This is a genomic window from Paenibacillus sp. FSL H7-0714 (assembly GCF_038003765.1).
Lineage (GTDB): Bacteria > Bacillota > Bacilli > Paenibacillales > Paenibacillaceae > Paenibacillus_AQ.
The window spans coordinates 4,746,514-4,770,749 of record NZ_JBBOPT010000001.1; the positions used below are offsets into that span (position 1 = coordinate 4,746,514).

Genomic DNA, 24,236 nt, shown 5'->3' on the forward strand with positions numbered 1-24,236 from the left:
CATTTTAGCTTAGTTTTTTATATACTTTAAAATAAACCCAGCCTGCATTTATCAATAGCAAAACACTCGTAATAAAGAATACATCTCGGATCCCAAACCAGGCTGCCACTTGCCCACCTAGAACCGAACCCGCAAATGTGCCAAGATAACCTGCCGACATGTTAAATCCAAACACTCTGCCTGTAAGCGCATCTGGTGTTATTTTCTTAACGAGGATATTCACAGAAGGTATTAACCCACCTGCCGCTAATCCTAGTAGAAAACGCAGACCCATTAACTGCCAAGGATTCTGAACAAACGCTTGTGGGATAAACAGAAGTCCTGCCGCTATAAGCGCAACTAGTATAACTTTTTGAGCACCTATTCGGTCAGACAACTTGCCAAGCCTTGGTGCAGCAATAATGTTAGCCAGCCCTGAAGCTGAGAAGGTCATCCCTGCAAGCAGAGCCACATGACTAGCACTCTTGGAGAGTTGAGTAACATATACCGTAATGATTGGTTCTACAGAGTATAAAGCAACAGTTAGAATAAAGAAGGTTACAAACAAGGTTAGCGTTAGGCTTTTCTCTGGAACACTGCTCCAGACCTCCTTGATACTTAGCGTCTTTTTATCTTCACGATGAAAAGATTCCTTCACGAACAAAGCCGTTGTAATGAAGGCAACCAGCATCAGTCCACCCGTAACAAAAAATGAACTTTGTAAACCCATGCTCTCTGCAATGAAACCACCAATCGTTGGGCCAAGTAAAGCTCCAGCAATACTGGCTGTTGAAAGAGTTCCTAAAGCATATCCTGCATGTTCCTTATCCGTCTGAGTCGCGATTAATGTAGTACAAGCTGTACTATAACCCGTTATTGTGCCCTGTAATAATCTTAGTGCAATTAATACATACACATTAGGCGCAAAACCCATACAGCTGATCACAATCGCCATCCCAAGACTTGCCCGCAAAAGCATTGGTTTCCGTCCGAACCTGTCTGCCGCCAGTCCCCAAATGGGTGAAAATATGGCTGAAACGATAAAGGTAATCCCAAAAGCAATGCCAGAAAACTGAGCAACGGAATCGGCATTATCCACGCCAAGATGCTTAATGTAAAGTGGCAATACTGGCGCAATCTGGCTCATACCTACACCTGTTACAAACATACCAAACCAGCAAACGATCAAATTCCTTTTCCACATGGACATAAAAAAAGCCTTCTTTCTGCTAACAATAACAACCTCATATTAACAGTCAGATTGGCTCTATACCATGCATTATTCTAAACTCCATGGATATTTTTGCTCTGAAATTCCGAAGGGCTGATGCCTGTCATTCTTTTAAAAATTCTGCTGAAATAAAATTCATCCGTAAATCCAAGGGTTTGCGCAACCGCTTTGATTTTTATGTCCCCTTCAAGAATCAGCTCTTTCGCTTTATCAATTTTCATTTTATTAAAAAACTCAATGATCGAATAACCTGTACTCTCTTTGAATGCTCTCGATAAATAAGCAGGTGAAAGCTGTACCAAATCTGACAATTCGCTCAAGCTAACTTTCTCATTGATCTTTTGATGCATATAATTAATAATTTTTTCCACCTTTAATGAAGTGGAGTAATTTTGACTTTGTTTTTGTGTATTTTGAGCAATTGCAATGATAAGCTGCTGTAACAAAGTCTTCGCTACAAATTCATACCCTGGCAGCTTAGTATTCCAGCTCTGAATCATTTGTCCGAAGATATCTTCCACTTGATAATAATCCTTCAATTCGGATACAGCTTGCAAATGGAGTGAATCCACATCACCACTAATTCCCCAGTTCTCCTCGTTCATGCTCACCTTCGCATAGTTGAAATGAACGGACAGAAAGCATAAGGGATCTTCAGCATCTATCTGTATTGAATGCTTAACATCTGGAGAAATATAGAATAACATACCAGCTTTAAACGAATGTCGTTTTCGCTCCATCATAAAGCTGCCCTTCCCTCCAGTCACTAAGAGAAGTTCATGATGCTGAAGGGTTCTAACGAGCTTGCTCCAATTTCTCTTGGGGTCGTTGAAGTATCTATAATTACAATATAGTATGTGGAAAAATAGATTATTTATATTCATAAAAGACCTGTCCAAATGTCCACCGAACGTTCGATCGGATCGTATTCTACATCATATCCGAACGTTTCGGATATAAATCGGAGAGGAACATAGGTCGCGTAACCGTATAGATGAGGTGGGCTATTCATCTGCACAGCTTGTCCATTAATGTAGGCTGTATGATCGTCGATGGTCATCTTCAGAGAAAGTCCATTTTTTTCAGCGGTAATCGTGCGAGTTGCCTTGTTCCATTCTACCCTGGCTCCAAATAACTCAAAGAGATAACGCATGGGCACTTCTGAAATGCCATTCACAATGTTTAGCGGCGGTGCTGATAGAAGTGGCATATCATCAATGTTCAACTGATACAGGAATGGGCTTGTCTTAAAGGTCCATTTTTTCACTAGCGTTTTGCCACCAGATTGAAATGAAACCTCCGCGGTATACTCCCGATCCCCCCTCAACTGACGCTGCGCTGTTAGTACATACCCGTAACCAGAATTGAGTTTCTTCACACTAAGCGGGATACTAATGTGGCGGTTGCCTGCCTGTGTGCTTAGTTTAGCCTTTAGGTCTGCTACATCCCGTAGACTACTAAACACCGTAAGTGTTGTAGCTTCTCCTTGAATTAACTGCTGTGCATTCATTTTGTAAATGTTGCCTGCCCACACTCGCGTCATTCCATCATAAGGAAATACGCTCGCAGTCGCTGGTGTAATCATTACGCCTTCTGACTTCACAGCACCAACAATCACGGTAGACTTACCCACTCGTGCAATGCCAATAGAAGCAACTGCCGGGGTCAGCATCACTTCCCTGCGATCATGCATAACTGCTAGCTCGTTAATCTCTGAAGCCATATCAAATTCATCATAGGCCCGCTCTTTCATATATACGGTTTCCATAATCTCCGGTACTTCTCCGCTAAAACCCGAAGTTAACACTCTCTCTTTAGGCGTTTGTTGGGTAAAGAACTCACGACCTTTCACTTCTATAGATAAATCGCCTTCAGACTTTATCGTAAAATTAGCATTAGCGTAGCGAGCATGATTAATCGCCGCCTTAACGAGGGCAGGATCAAGTTTCACATCATCCAACCCCATTTGTTGCCGAATTTTATTAATCGAAGCTAGTGCTTTTAGTTGCTCCGCACTACTAGTTCCGTCAAACAATACTTTTGCGGCTTGTACCTTTGTGACATCAATCAATGGAGTGATTGCCATAAGCAGCAAGACGCCTATAAGTATCCATTTTTTACGCATAGTTCCCCTCCTCAAAATTCCATATCTTGTTAGACGACATTCTTCCAGAAAGGTTTCTGTAAAGCAGTTCAAAAACACAAGACAAACCACCCCATAAATGAACTTCACCTCAATGGTTAGACACACAATCAGAGGCGTATTTCATTATAGAGTGGCTTCTCTGTAATCTCTTATGGTTTCTGAATAAACAGTTGTGTCCAATAATGTTGATATTGACTTGTAGCAGTTCCCCCTACATAACCAACCCCAATATCCGTAAAGCGAGGATCCAAAATATTAGCTCTATGACCAGTACTGTTCATCCACGTTCTCATTACTGCTTCAGGTGTTGCTTGGCCCGCCGCGATATTTTCTGCATAAGCACGCCAAGCCACTCCAAATCGATCTAACATTTGTGATGGGGTGCCATAAGTTGGAGAGGTATGGCTAAAATAATTATTATCCCTCATATCTCTTGATTTCAAAACTGCAAGATCAGTAAGCTGCGTATTTAGAGTTAAGGCAGCAATTCCTCTACTCGTCCGTTCTTCGTTGACCAATCTAAATACTTGTAGTTCAAACGCATTAGCTTGTCTAATATGAATTCTTGACTTCCCTACTCTTTTCGTTACGGGACTACGTTTCGTTTTTATTCCTTTACTCAAAGAACTTTTGACTCTTCTTATTGAAGATATTCTTTGCTTCATGATTTTCCCTCCTACACTGTATTTACAACAATATATTGTGGAAGAGGTCCTCACGCTTGTACCAAAGTCTATAATTCTACTATAAATTTTGTTAACCCTATGTACTTGATTTCTCTTTGACTTGACATGCATATGTTACTTTATGTTAATATAAACAAATCATAAACGTTGATATATCATCTATTTTTCTAATTAGGAGAGATCATATGGATTCCAAAGACCCGCTAGGGTTAGTTATTCGAGATTTACACTTAGAAATAGCCAATTATTTAACAAAATTGCTTGCACCCGTTCGGCTTGCGCCTGAACAACATTTACTTATGGCTTTGTTGCTTGAGAAAGAAGGTCTATCTCAGAACGAGATTGCTAATAAGCTTGGGAAGGATAAAGCCAGTGTTGCCCGAATGATCGCAAGCTTAGAGAACAAGGGGTACATTCATAAAGTAACAAGTACGCAAGACCGTCGTTCGGTAAATGTTTTTGTCACAGACGAAGGCAGGAAATTAGAGACTACAATCAATGAGGTGACGATCAAATTAAACAAAATTATAGCGACAGGATTCTCTCCTGCGGAGTACTCAGCGCTAACAACTTTGTTAACTCGTGTGCAGAATAATGTAAGAGAGGCATAAATGCATATCCTCTGCTCTATAGTTGACATATCATCTATTCTTCAAAAATAATGCGAATCCATTTCTGAAAAGAGGTTTATCCCTATCATGGAATCAACAGCAGCTGTTCAAGTTAAACGTCCCGCCCTAATGGCCTTCTCACTTATGCTAGGTGCATTCGTCGGGCTATTTAGTGAAACCGCCTTAAATATGGCTTTTACCAACTTAATGGATGAATTTTCAATCAACGCCTCAACGGTTCAATGGCTAACCACAGGATATTTACTTGTATTAGGTATCCTCGTTCCGATATCCGCCCTATTAATGCAATGGTTTACCACTAGACAATTATTCACAGCATCCTTGTTATTATCTATCATTGGTACTTTAATTGCTGCCCTCTCCCCCAATTTCACCTCCTTATTAATTGCGCGTTTAGTGCAAGCCTTGGGAACTGGTTTATTGCTGCCCCTAATGACGAACATTATTCTAATAATTTTCCCTGCACATAAACGTGGAACTGTCATGGGGATGATGGGACTTGTTATTATGTGTGCACCGGCCATCGGACCAACTTTGTCTGGTTTGATCGTGGATCATTTTGGCTGGGAGTTTATCTTTTGGACAAGTTTACCTTTATTATTATTTACATTTGGTTTCGGATTAACATTTATCAAAAATGTAGCCAAAATCTCTAAACCTAAAATAGATATTTTATCTATTCTACTTTCTACTTTCGGATTTGGTGGCATCGTATTTGGATTTAGCAACATCGCTGATCATGATTTAAGTGAAATCATTGTCTATCTGCCTCTTATCGTTGGTGTCATCAGCTTAATCCTGTTTGTATTAAGACAGTTTAAGTTGGAAACGCCGATGCTAAATTTACGAGTGTTTAAATATCCTATGTTTACAATAGGTCTGATAATGGTCTTTTTAGGAATGATGATCATTTTATCCTCTGCCATTTTATTACCGTTATATTTAAAAGGTGGTTTATTGTTATCAGCTACAGCTGCAGGAATTCTACTCCTTCCAGGCAGTGTGATTAACGGAGCTATGGCTCCAGTTACGGGTAGAATATTTGATAAATTCGGTCCGAAATTATTGCTGCCGCTAGGATTTTCCATCGCAACCATTGCAGGTTTTCTATTTACAAGCAATTCTACTGAAACCAGTAACCTGACCTTTATTTTAATACACTGCGCTATGTTTATCGGATTAGCTATGGTCATTATGCCCGCTCAAACCAATGGCTTAAATCAGTTACCCGTGAAATACTATCCGGATGGGGCTGCTGTTATGAACACACTTCAACAAATCGCAGGTGCTCTTGGTACAACGTTCGCCGTTACACTAATGTCTAGCGGACAAACACGATTCGCTAATACACATCCAACTGCTGCACAGCCTGAAATTTTAACCGCAGGAATTACACATGCATACTTATTTATCGCAGCAATTGCAGTTATCGGATTAATTTTATCGTTATTTGTGAAGCGTATTAGAGTTTATTAATTTTAATCAAAAAAGACAGCGGACACGAGCTGTCCGCTGTCTAAATTTTAATCCATATATTTTTCATAAAATACTAAAGTTAATTTATTGTTTATTCGCTTTGTTTCTTCTGTTCGTTTATATCCTACCTTTTCATATAAATAACAGTTCCTCTGCTCTTGCTCAATACTATCCAGCTCCCATTTTTTCGCGTCATTATATCTCTGTTCCATGATTGCAAAAACCTGCTGGGCGATCCCCATCCCCTGGTATTCTGGCATAATAAATATGGGGCTGACACGATAAGTATTGTTTTCCTTTTTAACGATTCGGACACCGCCCACAGCAATATCAGAAGTCTTAATTATATAGTAATCTGTAAAAGACTGATTAATTCGGTTTATCATTTGTTCTACGGATTCATTGGCTGGGCTGGTTTCATAATCCTTATATTTCTCCAGTAATGGCATAAAGGCTTTGACTTGCATTTGATGAATAAATTCCGCATCACTTACGTCTGCTTTACATAAAGAAATCCCCATAAAGATGTACCTCCATTAAAATATATTACTATTAACAAGGTTTATGGTTTGTTTTTAGGTATGATATAAAGTGATCCGTCTTCCTTGTATTCAGCATAAGCAATGTCCTCAACGCATTGATAGCCATGCTCCCTGATCCATTCCTGGATCTGTATCTTATTCATCGTTCTGCCACGCATCGAATCTTCTAGCAGCCTACCTTTATCAATAACTGTAATGGAAAAGGAGGAAGACTGCTCCGATTGCTCCTCTTCAGACTTGCGCATAACCGACAGTGAACCATTCGTTTCGAGCAGAGCATACTTCACTTCACTTAGAGAAAAAATATTTTGCTGCCGCAGCATAAACAGCAGTTGGGTAAACTCAATATCGTATTTCTCCATCAAATCCTGATTCACTTTGCCATCGTCAATAAGCAACACCGTCCGGCCTTCCGCCATGTTCCCGAACTTCACAAAATGGGTCGTTGCCTTTTCAAACAAATAAGACAAAGCGGTCCAGATGAAAAGCGCAAACAGCAGATGCCAGATCTTCACCTCATTATCATATATCGTATTCCCTACAATCTCACTTAAAATCAATGATGACAGGAAATCAAGTGGCGTCAATTGACTAAGCGTCTTGCGGCCAGTAATAAAGGTAATGATCCACAAACCAAAGAAACTAATGATCAGTTTGACACCTATAGTTACAAATATCTCCATTGCTGCACCTCCAGCTGGGACCTCGCACAAGGTCGTTGCCCTTATGACACGAAATCCATTCATGAAAGGTATTACACACTCCTAGTGGGGGATAAACAGCAAACGAGACGCTCTGCAACTTGCCCTTATGTTGGAATGGTGATAAGGAACGTTGTGCCTTTGCCTTTTTCACTATCAACTTCAACAATGCCTTTCACTTTATCAATGGTACTGTAGACCATAAGCATTCCCAGTCCTGTCCCTTCGGCTTTGGTCGAATAATACGGTTTACCGAGACGCGATATTTCTTCCTTTGTCATTCCAATGCCAGTATCGCGAATACTGATAATAATATTTTGTTTTTTTTCCGAAATATCGATGAACAGCGTACCACCGTCCTTTTCCTTCATGGCTTCGATTCCATTTTTATATAGATTAATAAGACATTGCTGTATTTGGTTCCGATCATAATTTTTGAATAGTGAATTATTAAAATTAAATTTGACCTCTACTTTGTGCATAGTGGCATAAGGCATGATGATATTTTTAGTATATTCTGCCTCCTCCTGCATGTTGGAATAAACCATATTATCGGATTGCGGCTTAGCAAATGAAAGATAGTCACTCACGATTTTTTCAGCCCTCTGTAATTCTAATAGAGATAACTCTACGTACTGTTTCTCCTCCCTTGTGATCGTCTTAGATTTATTCAACAGCTGCAAAAAACCGCTGGTCACTGTAAGCGGGTTTCTGATTTCATGTGATACACTTGCCGCTAGCTCGCTCACGACATTTAATCTTTCAGATTGCATAATTCGGTCGCGATTCTTAATATTAGTAATAATCTTTTCTATTAAGATCATATTGATACACATCACCCCGACATGCGTCGTAAAGGCATTTAAGGTGAGAAACCAATATTCCCTATTTAAACTCCCCTGTGTAAAACCTAATATAATTAGGTAAAATCCCATTGTCAGAAAAGAAATTATTGTTGCCGCGATGATGCGACTTTTCGAATCTAGTTTTAAGAATCTTTTACTATATAGAGGAACCAGAATCAGGATTGAAGTGGCGAAAAGAAAGGATTGTAACGTACCCTCTCCACCTACATAGAATCGATAGATATTTAAAAGGATATATAGCGGTAGAACGTTCTTGTATCCACCAAAAAGAGCCACAATAATAAACGGAACATATCTCAAATCAAAAATAAAGCCCATATCGAGTTTAAAAGGTTTGGCTATACAGAGACACATGGTCACTGCCGACAGTAGAACTAGAATCTTACTATTATAAGCAAAAGCACGATTCTCAAAGAAAAGTAGAAAAATTAAGATTGGAAACAATAAAAACAAGAAATTCAAAAGCAAGGTCTCAAACAAGGGATAACTTCCTTTCAGCCTAGTGTTGCTTAAAATACAGCGTACTGGAAAAATACGCTAAAATAATATTATAAGTAAAGTTCCCCTTATTAACTATGTATTTCTCAACCATTTTTAAAATAATAAAAAACAAAAGCACCCTATGGATGCTTTGATGAAGCGATGATTTTTATTGTTTTGTTGTTTGTATCACGCTTATAATGAGCGATGCAAGTACAATTCCTAAGCATATCCCCGTTATAGGTGAAACCACAAAAATACCGATTATATTCCCGCTCGAACTAAAAAATAACTTTATACTGGTCAAAACAACTGCTACAACAACTACTGATGTCCAGAAAACAATCTTTTGTTTCGTAGAAACCGCTGGTATTGTCGTTATCGTTTCATGGTGTCGATACAAAGAACTAATTATCATCCAGGTTAGCATGATTAATCCGAATGCCGAAAAAGAATGCTGCAGTATTTTATAAAGAGGGAAATTATAAATCATTAGGTCTCTTAGAGGGGAGTATCGCTCAACAAAGTAACCATTGAAATGTGTAAATCCATCGATGAACACATGAGTTAAAAAACCAATTATCACAGATAGGATAAACACTACCCAGCCCTTAGGATTCAATCTCCACTTGCTTAAGGTATTGTATGCTCGTTGATCAATATTATAATTTGAAGGAAGTTGCAATACTAATATTTCCTTTACGATGACATGGAAAATCACTGCAAGGATCACACATAGGGGAATCGCCTGCAAAAATAGTCCTGTAATAGAATGGCCTATACTTTGATAGGGCTCAAGCATAATAAAATACTCAAAATCAGGCGACATACTTCCTAATATCAAGCCTGTAGTACTAAAATATTTTGGTTTCACATATTTAAACGGAAGTGCAAATATAGGATGAGCAAAGGTAAAAGGCATAACCATCTCCTAGTGTTCTTTATAACTTCTTAGCAACAAAGGTAATACAATCTATTGTAAGTTTTACAGCTTGTCCGTTTCTTTCAATTTCATATTCTAATTGTTTTACAAATTGTTGTTGAACTTCCCATTCAGTGTACTGATGAACTAATAAGTCCAGCATTTTTTCTGTAGATAAATTCACTTCAAACATTGGATCTAATTCTTGTCCATTTTCAAGGTTTACCTCTTGTATGTTCGATCCGATAATAATGCAATTGGTACCATTTGTTTTTGTTCCACAAATCATTTCATTAAGTTTTCTGTGAAGTACCTTCTCCGAACTTACATGTTCCAAAGAAGACACTGCTAAAATAATGTCATACTCCTCCTTATCTATAACGAAATGTTCAATGTCTGAAAATCTTGTCTCAATAAAGGGTTCTACCCCAAATTTCTGACTATAACTCTCTAATTTTTCTATGGCCGACTCCAATAAATCCACGCAAACAACCTTACCATTTCTATTTTTCATGGATTCCGCTATGGGTATACTATTCCTACCAATCCCAGATCCTAAATCTAGTACACTTAAATATTCTTGAGCGGTGTACGCTTCTAAAAGATCGATTGCCGTTTGTACGGGTCTATGTAGCCAGGAACCTGGCTCGAATAAATTATAACTATCGTAACACATATCATGATATCTCTTCTCTTCCATTCTAATATTCGCTACTCTTTCCATATCACACCTCGGGCTTTCTAAATTAAGCATAATGCTGAAGAAACTACCTTTGAAAAGTGGAAAACAAATCAAAGTCGCAATATGGTTGTTAGCTCTCCTTCAATAATTTCGCCGCTGTCACGGAAACCGAAGCTTTCATAGAGCCTTTTAGCGGGCAAGTTATCAGCCTTATAAGAAATCCAACAATATTGTGCGGGGCCAGCCGGTAAAGTGCGGATAAATTCTAAAATTCTTGTCATGGCTTCTCGGCCGTACCCCTGATTCTGGTATCGTTTATCAATCATTAGTCGCAGGATACAATAGCTATCATTTACAAAGGATGGCACTTCATATCCAGTGATTCCATAAGTCATCATCACAAAACCAACCGGCTCTTCATCCGCGTAAATCGCAAACGGAAATGGATGACCACCATTGGTTACAAGGACATAACACGAAGCCATGCTTGATAAATTGGAAGCTACGAAGCGACGTTGATCGTCTGAAACCTCCAAATTGAAAATAGCACGTCGGTTTTCTAGTGTGATCTTTCTGAGAGTAATCATGCTGGGCTTCTCCCTTCATATCTAAATTATTGAGTTTGGATATTATATCATCATTTTCCATGTTTTGTAGCGAGAGTCTGCCCACTAGCTAAAAAAGGCTACCGTTCAATCGGTAGCCAGGATGAAGTACTTATATCTTTTATTTTCCTAGAAATCCACCTTCAGACTTTATCACTTGCCCCGTAATCCACTGCGAATCATCACTCGCTAAGAAACTAATGCCTCTAGCTGCATCTTCAGGCAACCCGATTCTTCCCATTGGAAACATAGGCAAAAAATGAGTTTTCATCTCATTCGTTATCCACCCGGAATCCGTAGGACCCGGATCAAAACCATTAACTGTGATATGTAGCGGAGCTAAACCAACAGAAAGAGGTTCAATTAATCCAATTAATGCACCCTTTGTCAATATATAAGCCAGGTTATCAGGGTCAGGCCCTTTAGAAACCATAAAAATAATTCTACCTGGAGTCCCCTTTGAATGATTCTTTTCGAATCTTCTGGCAAATTCAGTACTGAGTAAAACCGTGCCACGATTGTTCACTACATAGTGTTGATCTAACGAAGTGATGCTCAGGTTCTGATAATTCGTGGGCACGCAATAAGCTGCATTGTTAATCAAAATGGAAGCATTTCCTAAAGTTTGTTCTACCTGATCCATAATCTTTATTGAGATTTCAGGATTGGAAAAATCTGCTTCCATGTGACTCGCCCTGACTCCCAAGCTTTTCAGTTCTGCACAAAGTTGCTCCGGCCATTCCTTTTCTCCACCATTCCCTTCCGTTTCATCAAAAGGATGCCAATGCGTAAAGAAAATATCTGCCCCCTGGCTTGCAAGTGAACGGCATATGGCTGTTCCGATTCCTGTGGATCTGCTTGCTCCAGTAACGATTGCTATTTTATTTTTCAATGAGTTCATCTATACCATCTCCGATCATAAATTAGAAGGATAGATAGGTAGAGATCCATAGACATAAGCAGATTCAGCATCACTAATCTATAAGGGAGATAGTGTACCGTCTTATTAATTATGTGAATTAGTGTAGGAACAGTTACTGTTCTATCCTTTAACAATAGCAGCTGAAATTCTGCTTCAAACATAGATAAACTTTCCAAAACTATTAATGAATTTACATCGCTTGTAAGTCATCCCTTCAGCTTCGTTCCTCTACAAGTTCTAACGCCCTGTTCTTCTCATCAAACTTACTGTTATGTGAGGAGACCTGCGCTCTTGTTGACGCATCCGGCTCGATATACAACTTGGCGCTGTTCACGGCTAACGCTGCATCCGTAAAAGCTCCGGCAATAAGATAAAGCTTGCTGCCGTAATTTGCCGTATCTCCAGCCACGAACACTCCCGGAAGATTGGTTGCCAGCTTCTCGTCCGCATTAAAATTCCAATCCTCTCTCACTAACCCCCAATCTACAATAGGGCCTAAATCCCCGCGTAGCCCATGATTAATTAGGACGGCATCCACCGCAAGATGCTCCTGTTCTGTTTCATCCGTCCATTCCCCGTCCGCATTTAATGGAGCGATTGAAACAGCATCAAGGCGATTGCCATTCCCATATAAATCCTTAATGGCATATGGCGTAAGAACTTGAACGCTCGATGCCTTCATCCGCCTCACATTCCGTTCCATACCACTGAATCGTTCCCGCCTGTGCACGAGCGTAACCGCTGAAGCGATTCCTACTAGTTCATTAGCCCAATCGACAGCTGAATCACCGCCTCCGGAGATTAGCACTCTTTTACCGCGAAAGCTTGCCACATCCGTAACGTTATAATGGAGATTATCCTTTTCGTAATTTTCCGCTCCGGGCAGGTTAAGCTTAGCAAGCTTTAGCGCACCATGGCCTATGGCCAAAATCAGCGTCCGGCTCCAATGCTGCTCTCCGGTCGCAGATGTTATACGCATCGTGCCATCAACCAATCTCTCTAACCCGGTAATTTGTTGACCCAGTACAATGGTCGGATCAAAAGTTTGAGCTTGCTGGATCATGAGCTTTGTCAGCTGCGCTGCGCGATTCGGGGCCATGCCGCCGACATCCCAGACGATCTTCTCCGGATACATTAATGTCCTTCCTCCGAGTTCCTCTCTCGCCTCAATCAGTTTCGTCTTCATGTCGCGCATTCCACTGTAAAAGGCAGCATACAACCCCGCCGGTCCTCCACCGATTATAGTTACGTCAAAAAGCTCCAATTTCTGAACCATTCTTTGCCTCCCTCTGTTCTCATCCTCTTGAAAGAAGATCTAAATCTTCTTGCGCTTAAACAGCAGATACATGAAAAAAGGAGCTCCAATGCCTGCTGTGAACACGCCTGCCGGAACATCTAGCGGTTGAAAAAGCATTCTTCCTGCCAAATCCGCCAACAGTAGAATGATTGCACCTATTAAGGCGGATACCGGGATGATCAGCTTGTAAGAATTTCCAACAAGCATTCTGGCGATATGAGGTGCCATCAATCCGATGAACGATATCGTCCCGGCTACGCCAACTGCAGCACCGGCAAGTGCAACGCTATAAAATAAGAGAATCATCCGACTTAACTGAAGCCTGCTTCCAAGCCCGCGAGCGACATCCTCACCTAAGGATTGCACATTTAATTCCTTCGCGAGCAGTAGCGATAAAGGAATGAATACCGCTACCCACGGCCACAGCACTTCAATATAACTCCAATTGGTGCCGTAGATGCTTCCCGTCATCCAATTCAGCACTTGTGCGGCCAAATAAGCCGGCCCGCTAATTAGCAGAAACGTAGTGAGCGCGCCCATTGCGGTAGAAATGCCAATACCGATCAGCACCAGCCGAAACGGCGAAACACCTTTTTTCCAAGCAAATACATAATTAATAGTTGTCGCAACCAACGCGCCGCCGATGGCAATGAACGGTACCCAGTGGATACTGTACCCGGTCACGAAAGTCATGAAGGCAACCACAGCTACCGATGCCCCTCCGGTTACACCCAGCAGATCGGGCGAAGCGAGAGGATTGCGGATGACGCCCTGTAATAGCGCACCCGCTACTGCCAATGCTGCGCCAATGAGTATAGCGGCTACTATTCGAGGCAAACGGAACTGCATAATGATCAGGTTACTGGCTTCTGCGTTTCGCCCCGTAAGAGAAGCAAGTACCTCTTTTAATGGTACGCTAACTCCCCCAACGGATAAACTAAGGAGCGACAAGGCGGCAACGATACAAGTTAAACCTAAAAACAACAAGAACGAATGCTTCGCTATACGCGCTTTAAGCATGCTGTTTCCTCCTAGCCACATGGATCAGAAAGGGAACGCCGATAATCGCCGTTGCGACACCAACCGGAACTTCTCTGGATTCCAGAATAAAGCGCGATGCTAAATCCGCAGTCACCAAAAGAATCGCCCCAACTAATGCGGTATAAGGAAGCAGCCATCTAAAATCATGCCCAACGATGTATCTGCATAAGTGAGGGACAATAAGTCCTATGAAAGCAATCGGACCAGCTGCTGCTACCGAGCTTCCCGCCAATAGTACAATTGCCGTAGCCGACAGCACGCGGACCAGCGTTAGACGCTGTCCCAAGCTCTTCGCGCTATCGTCTCCAATCGCCATAATATTTAACGAGCCCGATAGTAATAGTGAGATCGTCATTCCTATTGCCATATAAGGCAGAACCATCAATAAATGCTCCAGATTTCTTCCTTCTACAGAGCCGATCATCCAGAATAGGGCTGATTCCAACGACTGCTTATTAATTAGAATAATGCCGGATGTAATAGAGGAAGCGAAAGCTGCCATACAAGCGCCGGCCAAGGTCAGCTTTACAGGCTCGAAACCGCCTCCTTGCAATCCAAGCGTATAGACAACCGCCGATGTTGCGACCGCACCTGCGAAAGCAAGCCAGACCATGCCGCTCATCGTTAACGAGGAACCGAATACGAGTAGCCCGATGACAATAAATAGCACAGCGCCCGCATTTACACCGAAGACAGAGGGCGAAGCCAGCGGATTTCTTGTCAGAACCTGCATAATTGCCCCGGCTACTGCTAAACTTGCCCCCACCAGTGCCGCAATCAGGGTTCGGGGAACACGAACCTTCGTCAGAATAAGATGTTCGTTCGAACCGTTGAATTGACTGTAAGCCAGCCATAGATCTTTCAAGCTGAATTGATGAAGACCATACAATACACTGCATAACATACTAATTAGAAGCAAAATTGCACCGACAACTAGGCCGGCGAGCTTTCGCTTGCTTAGGAAAGAACCATTCACGTCTGCACCGAGCCTCCTATTCATTGGCAGTCTTAACAACTAAACTGCCGGAATCGTCAACAAGCTGACGCGAATACAGCGCCAGCTTGTTGATTCGATCCGCCTTTATTATTTCACATCAAAGTATTTAACGAGTTCGTCCAGCAACAGATTGGCTGCTTCATATCCGCCTGCCGAGTTCCAGATTGCTTCATCGACTTGAATCACCTTTTTGTTCTTTGAAACGCTCAAATTTTGGAACAACGGATCTTTTTTCCATTCCTCCACGACCTTCGATGCATCGTCCTTGCCCGGAGTCTCCGACACGAAATAGAAGAGAACATCACCATCCATGCTAGGAATCGTCTCTTTGGTCATAACTTCGATAAAGGAGTCTTTATCCTGCGATTCAGGCCGTGCAATTCCTAATTGGCTCAAGAGCACGCCGGAGAACGTTTGCTTCTGATAAATACGCACTTGTTTCGCGGAGAAGCGCACCACCGACACTTTCGTGTCTGCTTTGCTACCGAGCTTCGCCTTGACTTCCGCAACTCGTTTATCGAAGTCCGCCATCGCCTGCGCTCCTTCTTCCTGCTTGTTTAAAGCTTCGGAGTAGAGTTTGAAATTAATCTTCCAATCTCCTGCCAGGTCATCGGAGAATATCGTCGGAGCTATCTGCTTTAATTGGTCGTAGATTTTCTCTTGTCTGACCTTATTACCGATAATCAGATCCGGCTTGAGGCTCGCGATCAATTCAATATTCGGCTGAAGCTCGTCTCCCACAACCGTAACGCCTTCCATGTCTTTCTTGATATGGTCGTACCAAGGGTCACCAATCCAAGACTGAACGGCTCCGACCGGTTTGATGCCCAGTGCCAAAAGTGCCTCTGTTCCTTCATTGGTCAATATGACAACACGTTCAGGGGCGCCGGTAAGCGTTTCTTCCCCCATCGCATGCTTAATCACTCTTGTGTCATTACTTACATCCGTCGACGGACTCGCAGCTGGACTTGCGGAAGTTGCAACATTATTAGTAGAAGTGCTGTTGCTTGTCGGTGTGACATTCGTTCCCCCTGTCGAGCATGCACTCAAAAAGAGAACGAAACAAAATAATAAGGTTGCTGCCATTGTTGTTCTTGACTTACGATACATCGGTATTTCCCCTTCTCTTTTATATTGATAATGATTCTCAAACTCATTACCAATATAACGTTGCTGCCTTCTAGCAACAATGGGAGATCTGAACACGAAGGATGGATTATTTCGACGCTGCTCCTGTTGCAACGCTGCTTCTTTAAAGCTGGTGGGAGAAACACCCTCGTATTTCTTGAAGATACGGCTGAAATAATAGCTGTCGGTATAGCCTACACTCTCGGCAATTTCCTTCAGCGTGAAATCTGTGGATAGAAGCAACTGCTTCGCTTTGCTCATCCGCAATTGAATCAAATAATCGATCGGGCTCGTTCTCACTTGCTTCTTAAAGGCGTGCAGTAGCTGTCTGGAGCTGCAACTAAGGTGTTCAAGCAGCGTCTCAAGCGTTATCGGCTCCCGATAGCGTTCATGAATATAACGAACCGCTTGGGCCACCAAGTCAGGCTTAACGGCTATGATATTCTGGCGTTCCATCTGCTCTAGAATTTCATAAACCATTTGATAAAATATCGCTTTAACTTGAAGCTTATTGAGTAGATCTGAACGATGCCACTCCTTGCTCATGGAGGTGACATGATGGAAAACGGAAATCGGATAATGGGGCTTAAATACATATTGCATTTGAAACGGATTGTGCTTCTCCATCAGCTTGATCGTTTCTTGACGGGATGGTAGTGCTAGTACCGCTTTATACAAAATAATATAGTATTCCAGCAGCTCATCTGCCGTAATATCAAGGTAGAGACCCTTGCCCCCATGGAGCAATGAAAACCGGCTGATGCGGTGTGCTATGCCGTCCAGTTGGAGATGTGCGCTACCTCTAGTCACATATAAGAAGACGCTTGAGGGCATTCTGTACGCATGCAGCTCCTCGCCTTGTTCCATTCTTGTATGTCGTATATCTATGATCTTGATGAATGCCTGATTCCATAGCAAAGCTTGATCATTCAATGTCACCGTCTTGCGCTCCCCCTTCTCTATCACTCCATGTTGAGAGATTTATACCCCCATCATATATGATAATGATTATCATTTACAATGATATTCGCAGAACTATTTTCCAGCAGTGTTACTGACAATGGAACGTAAAAAAGACGAGCAACAATTGATTCGTTTGCTCGTCTTTCTATCAAATTTAATAAATGTTTTATTTCCTCCCCATAGCTGATGTGTGTTGAAGGATTTTCGACACACATTCATTTAAGGAAAACTTGTCTGTCTCTACGATCACATCCGGGCTAACGGGCTCCTCATATGGAGAATCAATACCCGTAAAATGCTTGATTTGTCCGGCTCTTGCTTGTTTATATAGACCTTTCGGATCTCTCTCCTCACATACTTCCAAAGGACATTGAACATAAACTTCCTTGTAGGAATCCCCTATGAGAGAACGGACCTTATCGCGTGTAGAGCGGTAGGGAGAGATCGAGGCAACGATCACATTCAGGTTCGCATCAAGCAGAATCTTACCAATCTCACCAATTCTTCTACCAACTTCCAATCGATCTTCTTCGCTAAATTGAAGATCCTGATTAATACCTCTCCTCAATGTATCACCATCCAGAATGTAGCAATTCTCAATGTGATTTTTCAGTTCCTCTGCAAGCGTAGATTTACCTGAACCCGATAGTCCAGTTAGCCAGATCATTTGATTCATAGATACGTACCTCTTCCTGCTAGATTCTATTGTTAAAATACTTTGTATAGTTATTCTAGCTTAAACACAATTTCAGTACCTGTCCCGTCCTTCTTTAAGGGTGAACTAAATTCCCTGAACTCTAATTTAATACCGGAGATATCGTCAGGGAGGGGCGGAGATACTACGTAGTTATAAGCTGCATGTCCTGATGAACTTCCGCCATTCGTCATTCTACTGTCATACGCTTCTCCTATACACAGCTCAAAATGGTTAAGTTTATTGGCAAATAATTCAGAGGTAATATCCCAATCTATACTAAGCGTGACAACACTTGCATTACTGTATTGTCGTATAGAGGTCAGTGTATAGAAGAACTCATCTGCCTCAATAGATTGTAGAACAGCAATATGTTTTCTAAAATCCGTTGGCTCGACCATCGGCTTAAAATGATCTTCACTAAATAATGTCCCAAATACCGTTTTCAAAAAATCCTCGTAGAGTTCAAACTTCGCCGCCCAATCTGAAATATACTCAAAAGATGGGAATCCTGGATTATTATCCGAGCGTTCCTTACGTTGTTTTATCAATGCACAAATCTGCTCATCGATATCAGTAATTCTTTGATCGTAATGCTCGGTTGGGCGTATGTACTGCATCCGTTTCATCTTAGTCCTCCTTATTGCAATTCTTTTCATTCATATGCTCATTAGACTAGCGTTACTTCAACAAACTATTTTATACATTTAAACACGAGAAAAAGTGGGATCCTCATCCTTCTCTTATACTCTCCTTCACTATTAAAAAACTGAGGATTTGGTTTACATTCTCTAATATCCTCTATTTTAAATCCAACATGTTTCAGTGACTGAAAATACTCTTCAAAAGTTCTGTGGTACTTAACTACACTTTCTCCAATCCAAGGCTCCATTCTCTTACCCATTTCAAAATAGTTATCGACGATCCAGTCCGACTTTCTTTCTGAAGTTGTTGCACTTTTCATGGATGATGTTAGAACCGGATGCTGTACACTAAAAATAAACTGACCATTAGGGATAAGCGCACTACGGATACTATCAAAGATTGGTTCTAGGTCTTGTAAATAATGAATAGCCAATCGAGAGATTACCAAATCATATTTCTCTTTTGGGTAATTCCAACTCTCCATAGTAGCATGGTGAATCTCACGTTTAGATGTATTTAACAGTTCTTTTGCCGCTTTGACCATATTACTTGAACCTTCCACACCTTCGTAAAAGTTACATCCCTGCTCAAGCAACTCATATCCGAACTTAGCATCCCCGCATCCTAAATCGAGCACCTTTTTCCCAAGTACATCGCCCATAAGATCATATATAACCGGCTTTTCAATAATGTTATTTGGGCTATCCGCTCTGTTTCTTCTCAATAAATAGTTATAGAAAAAATCTTCATTGTCATACACCGATGACCCTTTGTAATCCAACAGAATACCTCCTTGCTGTAAGAAAATTCTTTTGGGTAATTTTAGCATTTAAAACAACCTTATACTACCGATAATTTCATTTACCTCTTAAACCTATCATTAAAAAAAACACCCCAAAGAGTCTCTCTGAGGTGTCCAATTCTTAGTGTTTGATTGGCAACGTATAGTATCCAAAAGCAAGATCAAGTAATGCACTCGCTTCTTGGCGAAGCAAAGGCTTTTTAGAACGAAAATCGACAGACCCATCATCATTCACTTTTGTATCAGGATCTACAATGCCTTGTGACACTAATGCTATGATCGAATCAGTGGCCCATGAGTCTGTGTCACCTTTAAGCGTAATTTCTGAAGCTTGCTTTGCTTGTTTTAGATTTTGAATCATAACGGCTGCTACTTGTCTTGTGATGACAGCATTACGATCTAAACCAGGGATTCCTTTTTTCGTTAATTCTTTATTCCCCTCAATTAAATGAGGAAAGCCGTACCATCCATGGGCAAGAATTAGAGCATCCATAAACTCACCTTGCGTCATCGTTCCCTGTGGTTCGAAATTGTTGCCAGATTTAGCACTTATCACATCAAGCGAATACAGGTTGTCGATGTAAGATTTATAAGCGCTCTCCTCAGATACATCAGCGAATGCTGGCTTCGTGTGAACCTTACGAGCATCTGAAACAAAGTCTGGGCTATTAGGATTCGTATAATAAAAGTATTCGATCTGATCTTTATGATCTTTTTTAAAGGCCAATTTGTTACCTAATTCATCTTCGAACAATAGCGGATTAATCATTCGTAACGTATGTGTACCGCTTGTTCCAGTCTCCATAATCAGATTGCCATCTGCATAGGTGAAGTTCGATTTCAAGAAATAGAATCTGGTGTTCAAATAAGTTCCAGTATATATAGTACCTTCTGATGCAGGTAATGGGAGATACGTTGGCGCCTCTGGTGCTTTCTTTTCAGGAAAATAGTGATCCATCAAGGCTTCATAAATATCTAAGCTCATCATTGTGTCATTGTTATAAGACATGTAGAAAGCGGTATTCTCCTCAGGCAATAATACGATCAGTGATTGATGACCAGGCATATTTCCACCTTTGAGAACCACATGATAGCCATTCATCAGATCATTACGATACCCTTCAAATCCTCCAACCGTCGTCATCGGAAGCGATTCATTCGCAAATACAGAGTAGGTTTGCATCATCTTCGTGGTTTCTTTACTAATGATTTGCTTCCCATTCACACTACCTTGTTGTTGAAACAGAGTTAAATATTTAGCCATATCTTCTCCTGTGGAAAGGATGCTGCCCTGTGGCCCATCGGTAGGCGCATGCCCAAAGGTTGGATGAGGTTTACCATCTGGTCCATAATGCGTGGCTATTCTAGCTAAAAGCTCTGGGGTAAATCGAGCACTAGTAGAGTTCATTCCTAACGGTTTGAACACATGGTTCTCCATATACTTATAAAACGGGGTACCACTTACGTTCTCAATCGCATAGCCCGCAAGTAAAAAGGCAAAATTATCATAGGTATACGCTTCACCCGGCGTCCGAACGACAGTCGGCATATGCTCCGTCATAAACTTTTTCATGGGGATGTCCTGATCTACATATTCCGGTGCAACAAAGTTAGCTTTATCCGGGTAATCAAAGCCCGTTGTGTAAGATAACATATTTCTTAAGGTTAACGGAGTTTCCGTTTCATTTGGTACTTTCATTCCGCCAAGATACGCATTGATATCGTGATCAAGATTCATCTTTCCTTGTTCCACTAGCTGCAAAGCTGCTAAAGCGGTAAATGTCTTCGACACGGATGCGATCTGAAAGACGGTATTCTTATCAACAAGTGTTTTCTTTTCTTTGTCCGCATATCCGTACCCTTTATTCACGAGCACCTTTCCGTCTTTAACCACTACAAAATTGGATCCGTTCACATTGTATTCCTTCATTTTCTGCGCAAATATAGGGTCCGCGAAAGCCTCGATTTCTTTTCTATTTAAAGATCCTTTCGAACTGGTTGCGTTAGTGGAGACTGGTGCTGAACATGCTGTAAATACAGCTGTTGATAATAATAGTGCGATGACGCTAAGCCTGCGTGTCTTTTTCTTCATAATCCATTCTCCTCAATTTGGTTATTTGTGATTAGTGAACCTGTTCTGAGTATCACAAACAGATTGTCATTCTAGCTAGAAACGTTCTGTCACCAATTAGCTTTGTTACATGTCATATGACATAACGGTTTAATCAAAAAAAAGACACCAACAAGGAGTCAGTGTCTTTCATTTCGTATATTAGTCTAGAAGAGCTTATAACCATCTCGAAAAATTTTTATGAGTTACTTTGATCTGATTTCGTTCGGCCCAAGCTTTTAACTGTTTCATTATTTCATCTTCATCTTTTTGTGACAGAAAATTAAAGCATAATTTATAAGGAGCAAATTTATTCACTTTAGGTCTAATCCCAACTACAGGACTAAAATATCCTTTTATATATATGTCATTAATCCGCTCTGCTTCTATTCCTAGATCTTCTATTAATATAGATTCCGGTTGAATCTGAATTTCAACAACTCTTCTGATCGTAAATATCCTGTAGACTAAAACAATTGCAACAATGAAACACAAAATAGCCTGACCATAAAGTAAACAAGAAAGCACTAAGTTGTCACTACTTGTATAGCGATAGTTTAGATTATAAATTTGAAATAATTGAATCCCCATTAGCAGACTGATATACACCAGAAGTGGTATTAACGACGGACGCCTCACTCTATAAACCTCTGTATTATCCATGTGCCCCTCCTTTTCTCACGTCCATATAGATTACCATATGTTATAAAAAATGGATATTGCACATTTCTTCACTTTACTGGAATCTCAATCACCTTATTATATGCTTTCAAATAATGCAATCCTTCTATTAGTAATGACTCAGGCTCACTTTGTGTATCAAATAATAAAGTTCGTTCTTTCATTAGTTTACCATCCGTTTGTTTTACCTCTTTTTGATTAATCGTTGTTTTTAAAGTTGTACTCCCGTTGTTCGTTTCAATAGACACACCATCCAGCATTACATCATCATCCGTAGCAATCGTTATTTCGATACCTTTAGAGGTTTTGGATACATCCTTTAACCATAGTTCTTTATCACCCAGCATTAATGGCTTGTCACTTCTCGCAGTCAGGAGATACTTTTCATCTATCGTCTGATACCCAGCAAATTCTTTAACGACTAGCTGCATGGAATGTAGCTCCTTAGGCAATGTGTCGAAGCGAATATCAAATGTTCTTCCACCTAATGAGGTTTGATTACCACTACCCAGGATCTCTACAGGTGTTCCATCGACAATTAATTGTATCCCATGTAATCCAAGCTTCACTCGATCAAAATTATCGACATCCAGCTTCCCTTTTACTACAGTCATCGTTGGTGTAGCTGTGATTGATTTGAAGGTAATCGTACCTTTGTCGACTTTAATCTTTTTATTGATCGATTGTTTAATCTGAGTTTCCATGGCCTCATTAGGGTTATAAGGGAACGTAACTGTTCCTTCGCTCATCTGGCCGTTCTCTGCTAGCTGCTGCCAAAAGTGTAACGTTAGTTTTTTTGAAAATGGATTTACGCTGTCAAACGACATCTGACCTTTAATCTCCGTATGACCTTCATTGATTAACGCAGTCCCACTTACTACGTTTGAATCGGTTAAAAAACCACTTATTTTTGAGGGTCTAAAAGCGTCTACAGACATATCCTCTAGTCCATTTGGGTTAGTTAAGGTGTAATACATAATGAATTGATTGGCGTCCGCCATAATTCCGTTAATGGTAAGAGTTGTTCCGTCTAGTAACGTAGTTTTCTTGTTGATGTTTTGGCCCAACCCTTTTTCATTTAGCTGTTGTAAAGTTGTGCCATTAAGCAATTCATCAAATCCAAAAAGCTGTTTGCCAAAATAAGCAAAAGCATTGTAGTTTTGTCCAGAGATCACTGTCACCAATAAAACAACCGCCGCAACCTTCCAAATCGGTGCTATTCTTTTCGTTCTTTTTGCGGGAGCCGAATTCAAAGCCTTTCTTAATCTCATTTCTAATTCTTCAGGTGCGGTAATGGACGCTATGCGTGTCTTTTCATCAGCTAATTGTTGCTCGACGTTATTGTTCATCAACATCACCTCTGTACTGATTTTTGAGCGTTTGTAATCCATGGTAAATTCTTGATTTAACCGTTCCTATCGGAACCTTCGTAATGTCAGCTATCGTTTGATAATCGAGATCATGAAAATACTTTAATTGAATCGCTTCTCTCTGATGTTCATTTACTTGTAACAACAAGGTCTCCATATCCATTTGCTGCTCACTTCTGCGATAAGGATCATTACTACTCACTACTTGGCCTATTTCCCTATCGTCAACCTTACTCCAATCCTCTAACAGCACCAGCTTGCCGCGCTTATGAAGTAGTCGTTTACAGCCATTCACCAAAATCGTCTTACTCCAGCTATAAAATGCTTCCTCTTTCTTTAGTTGACCGATCTTTTCATAAAGTGTGACGATCATTTCCTCCATGGCATCCATGGCATCATGCGCATTCCCCATATAGCTGAACGCTAGCCTATAATAAACGTCTTTTTCAGACATGATTAAGTGGAGCAATGCTTCTTTATTCCCCTTTTTGGCTTTTTTCACCCAACGAGCAACATCCATGCCTTCACCTCTCTCCCCTATAAGAGTTAGGAGTAACTTAAAAAGTTCATTTCCCATAAAAATAATTTTTTTTATACTATGTATGGTTTCATTCACCTAAATGTAATATTAAGGAAAA

The 24,236-nt window shown here is 40.8% G+C and carries 24 protein-coding genes; 2 read left to right on the forward strand and 22 right to left on the reverse strand.

Features of this window, described 5'->3' with window-relative positions; translation table 11 throughout:
* Positions 1-4: 4 nt before the first annotated feature.
* From NST34_RS21195 to NST34_RS21210, 4 genes are all read right to left on the reverse strand, one after another.
* On the reverse strand, positions 5-1,189 hold the full coding sequence (locus NST34_RS21195) for a multidrug efflux MFS transporter (RefSeq protein WP_341060159.1): 1,185 nt from the start codon (positions 1,187-1,189) through the stop codon (positions 5-7).
* A gap of 74 nt (positions 1,190-1,263) precedes the next feature.
* Complete coding sequence (locus tag NST34_RS21200; RefSeq protein ID WP_341128714.1) at positions 1,264-2,094, reverse strand: AraC family transcriptional regulator; 831 nt, start codon at positions 2,092-2,094, stop codon at positions 1,264-1,266.
* The gene (locus NST34_RS21205) at positions 2,091-3,335 is read right to left on the reverse strand and encodes a stalk domain-containing protein (RefSeq protein ID WP_341060158.1); all 1,245 of its coding nucleotides are present in this window, start codon (positions 3,333-3,335) and stop codon (positions 2,091-2,093) included. Before NST34_RS21205 ends, NST34_RS21200 begins: the two co-directional genes overlap by 4 nt.
* Before the next feature lie 170 nt (positions 3,336-3,505).
* Positions 3,506-4,021: a CAP domain-containing protein gene (locus NST34_RS21210; RefSeq protein ID WP_341128715.1), complete on the reverse strand. Its 516-nt coding sequence runs from the start codon at positions 4,019-4,021 to the stop codon at positions 3,506-3,508.
* Between the two features lie 206 nt (positions 4,022-4,227).
* Between NST34_RS21210 and NST34_RS21215 the strand changes: the two genes are divergently transcribed.
* Positions 4,228-4,653, forward strand: coding sequence for a MarR family winged helix-turn-helix transcriptional regulator (locus tag NST34_RS21215; protein WP_341128716.1), 426 nt, complete (start codon positions 4,228-4,230; stop codon positions 4,651-4,653).
* An 87-nt stretch (positions 4,654-4,740) separates the two neighbouring features.
* The gene (locus NST34_RS21220) at positions 4,741-6,150 is read left to right on the forward strand and encodes an MDR family MFS transporter (protein WP_076286623.1); all 1,410 of its coding nucleotides are present in this window, start codon (positions 4,741-4,743) and stop codon (positions 6,148-6,150) included.
* Positions 6,151-6,197: 47 nt separating this feature from the next.
* On the opposite strand, the gene NST34_RS21225 is transcribed toward NST34_RS21220, so the two are convergent.
* The 18 genes from NST34_RS21225 to NST34_RS21310 form a co-directional block, all read right to left on the reverse strand.
* Complete coding sequence (locus NST34_RS21225) at positions 6,198-6,671, reverse strand: GNAT family N-acetyltransferase (RefSeq protein WP_341128717.1); 474 nt, start codon at positions 6,669-6,671, stop codon at positions 6,198-6,200.
* Between the two features lie 41 nt (positions 6,672-6,712).
* A complete protein-coding gene (locus NST34_RS21230; RefSeq protein WP_341128718.1) occupies positions 6,713-7,375 on the reverse strand; it encodes a DUF421 domain-containing protein in 663 nt (220 codons plus the stop codon).
* 125 nt (positions 7,376-7,500) lie between these two features.
* A complete protein-coding gene (locus NST34_RS21235) occupies positions 7,501-8,739 on the reverse strand; it encodes an ATP-binding protein (protein WP_341128719.1) in 1,239 nt (412 codons plus the stop codon).
* Between the two features lie 169 nt (positions 8,740-8,908).
* A complete protein-coding gene (locus NST34_RS21240) occupies positions 8,909-9,661 on the reverse strand; it encodes a DUF4184 family protein (protein WP_341128720.1) in 753 nt (250 codons plus the stop codon).
* A gap of 19 nt (positions 9,662-9,680) precedes the next feature.
* Positions 9,681-10,385, reverse strand: a complete 705-nt coding sequence (locus NST34_RS21245) for a class I SAM-dependent methyltransferase (protein WP_341128721.1) — start codon at positions 10,383-10,385, stop codon at positions 9,681-9,683.
* 68 nt (positions 10,386-10,453) lie between these two features.
* On the reverse strand, positions 10,454-10,930 hold the full coding sequence (locus NST34_RS21250) for a GNAT family N-acetyltransferase (RefSeq protein WP_076286618.1): 477 nt from the start codon (positions 10,928-10,930) through the stop codon (positions 10,454-10,456).
* 139 nt (positions 10,931-11,069) lie between these two features.
* Positions 11,070-11,849, reverse strand: coding sequence for an SDR family oxidoreductase (locus tag NST34_RS21255; RefSeq protein WP_076286617.1), 780 nt, complete (start codon positions 11,847-11,849; stop codon positions 11,070-11,072).
* Between the two features lie 235 nt (positions 11,850-12,084).
* Positions 12,085-13,146 (reverse strand): NAD(P)/FAD-dependent oxidoreductase, encoded by a 1,062-nt coding sequence (locus tag NST34_RS21260; protein WP_341128722.1) that lies wholly within the window; start codon positions 13,144-13,146, stop codon positions 12,085-12,087.
* 39 nt (positions 13,147-13,185) lie between these two features.
* Entirely contained in the window at positions 13,186-14,187 is a 1,002-nt protein-coding gene (locus NST34_RS21265) for a FecCD family ABC transporter permease (protein ID WP_149646941.1), read from the reverse strand.
* Positions 14,180-15,208, reverse strand: coding sequence for a FecCD family ABC transporter permease (locus tag NST34_RS21270; RefSeq protein ID WP_042189822.1), 1,029 nt, complete (start codon positions 15,206-15,208; stop codon positions 14,180-14,182). The genes NST34_RS21265 and NST34_RS21270 overlap by 8 nt, the downstream gene beginning before the upstream one ends.
* Before the next feature lie 84 nt (positions 15,209-15,292).
* Entirely contained in the window at positions 15,293-17,272 is a 1,980-nt protein-coding gene (locus NST34_RS21275) for an AraC family transcriptional regulator (RefSeq protein ID WP_341128723.1), read from the reverse strand.
* A 190-nt stretch (positions 17,273-17,462) separates the two neighbouring features.
* Positions 17,463-18,026, reverse strand: coding sequence for an adenylyl-sulfate kinase (cysC, locus tag NST34_RS21280; protein ID WP_341129578.1), 564 nt, complete (start codon positions 18,024-18,026; stop codon positions 17,463-17,465).
* Positions 18,023-18,619, reverse strand: coding sequence for a hypothetical protein (locus NST34_RS21285; protein WP_341128724.1), 597 nt, complete (start codon positions 18,617-18,619; stop codon positions 18,023-18,025). Before NST34_RS21285 ends, cysC begins: the two co-directional genes overlap by 4 nt.
* Before the next feature lie 65 nt (positions 18,620-18,684).
* Positions 18,685-19,416: a class I SAM-dependent DNA methyltransferase gene (locus NST34_RS21290; RefSeq protein ID WP_341128725.1), complete on the reverse strand. Its 732-nt coding sequence runs from the start codon at positions 19,414-19,416 to the stop codon at positions 18,685-18,687.
* Between the two features lie 142 nt (positions 19,417-19,558).
* Positions 19,559-21,529: a serine hydrolase gene (locus NST34_RS21295; RefSeq protein WP_341128726.1), complete on the reverse strand. Its 1,971-nt coding sequence runs from the start codon at positions 21,527-21,529 to the stop codon at positions 19,559-19,561.
* Positions 21,530-21,724: 195 nt separating this feature from the next.
* Positions 21,725-22,210, reverse strand: a complete 486-nt coding sequence (locus tag NST34_RS21300; RefSeq protein ID WP_341128727.1) for a hypothetical protein — start codon at positions 22,208-22,210, stop codon at positions 21,725-21,727.
* 68 nt (positions 22,211-22,278) lie between these two features.
* The gene (locus tag NST34_RS21305; protein WP_341128728.1) at positions 22,279-23,619 is read right to left on the reverse strand and encodes a DUF4179 domain-containing protein; all 1,341 of its coding nucleotides are present in this window, start codon (positions 23,617-23,619) and stop codon (positions 22,279-22,281) included.
* Entirely contained in the window at positions 23,567-24,118 is a 552-nt protein-coding gene (locus NST34_RS21310; RefSeq protein ID WP_076300553.1) for a sigma-70 family RNA polymerase sigma factor, read from the reverse strand. The genes NST34_RS21305 and NST34_RS21310 overlap by 53 nt, the downstream gene beginning before the upstream one ends.
* Positions 24,119-24,236 lie beyond the last annotated feature (118 nt).

Coding starts and splice junctions, on each gene's coding strand:
- NST34_RS21195 (WP_341060159.1), bottom strand. CDS start 1,189: ATGTCCATGTGGAAAAGGAATTTGATCGTTTGCTGGTTTGGTATGTTT.
- NST34_RS21200 (WP_341128714.1), bottom strand. CDS start 2,094: ATGAATATAAATAATCTATTTTTCCACATACTATATTGTAATTATAGA.
- NST34_RS21205 (WP_341060158.1), bottom strand. CDS start 3,335: ATGCGTAAAAAATGGATACTTATAGGCGTCTTGCTGCTTATGGCAATC.
- NST34_RS21210 (WP_341128715.1), bottom strand. CDS start 4,021: ATGAAGCAAAGAATATCTTCAATAAGAAGAGTCAAAAGTTCTTTGAGT.
- NST34_RS21215 (WP_341128716.1), top strand. CDS start 4,228: ATGGATTCCAAAGACCCGCTAGGGTTAGTTATTCGAGATTTACACTTA.
- NST34_RS21220 (WP_076286623.1), top strand. CDS start 4,741: ATGGAATCAACAGCAGCTGTTCAAGTTAAACGTCCCGCCCTAATGGCC.
- NST34_RS21225 (WP_341128717.1), bottom strand. CDS start 6,671: ATGGGGATTTCTTTATGTAAAGCAGACGTAAGTGATGCGGAATTTATT.
- NST34_RS21230 (WP_341128718.1), bottom strand. CDS start 7,375: ATGGAGATATTTGTAACTATAGGTGTCAAACTGATCATTAGTTTCTTT.
- NST34_RS21240 (WP_341128720.1), bottom strand. CDS start 9,661: ATGCCTTTTACCTTTGCTCATCCTATATTTGCACTTCCGTTTAAATAT.
- NST34_RS21245 (WP_341128721.1), bottom strand. CDS start 10,385: ATGGAAAGAGTAGCGAATATTAGAATGGAAGAGAAGAGATATCATGAT.
- NST34_RS21250 (WP_076286618.1), bottom strand. CDS start 10,930: ATGATTACTCTCAGAAAGATCACACTAGAAAACCGACGTGCTATTTTC.
- NST34_RS21255 (WP_076286617.1), bottom strand. CDS start 11,849: ATGAACTCATTGAAAAATAAAATAGCAATCGTTACTGGAGCAAGCAGA.
- NST34_RS21260 (WP_341128722.1), bottom strand. CDS start 13,146: ATGGTTCAGAAATTGGAGCTTTTTGACGTAACTATAATCGGTGGAGGA.
- NST34_RS21265 (WP_149646941.1), bottom strand. CDS start 14,187: ATGCTTAAAGCGCGTATAGCGAAGCATTCGTTCTTGTTGTTTTTAGGT.
- NST34_RS21270 (WP_042189822.1), bottom strand. CDS start 15,208: ATGAATAGGAGGCTCGGTGCAGACGTGAATGGTTCTTTCCTAAGCAAG.
- NST34_RS21285 (WP_341128724.1), bottom strand. CDS start 18,619: ATGAAACGGATGCAGTACATACGCCCAACCGAGCATTACGATCAAAGA.
- NST34_RS21295 (WP_341128726.1), bottom strand. CDS start 21,529: ATGAAGAAAAAGACACGCAGGCTTAGCGTCATCGCACTATTATTATCA.
- NST34_RS21300 (WP_341128727.1), bottom strand. CDS start 22,210: ATGGATAATACAGAGGTTTATAGAGTGAGGCGTCCGTCGTTAATACCA.
- NST34_RS21305 (WP_341128728.1), bottom strand. CDS start 23,619: ATGGATTACAAACGCTCAAAAATCAGTACAGAGGTGATGTTGATGAAC.
- NST34_RS21310 (WP_076300553.1), bottom strand. CDS start 24,118: ATGGATGTTGCTCGTTGGGTGAAAAAAGCCAAAAAGGGGAATAAAGAA.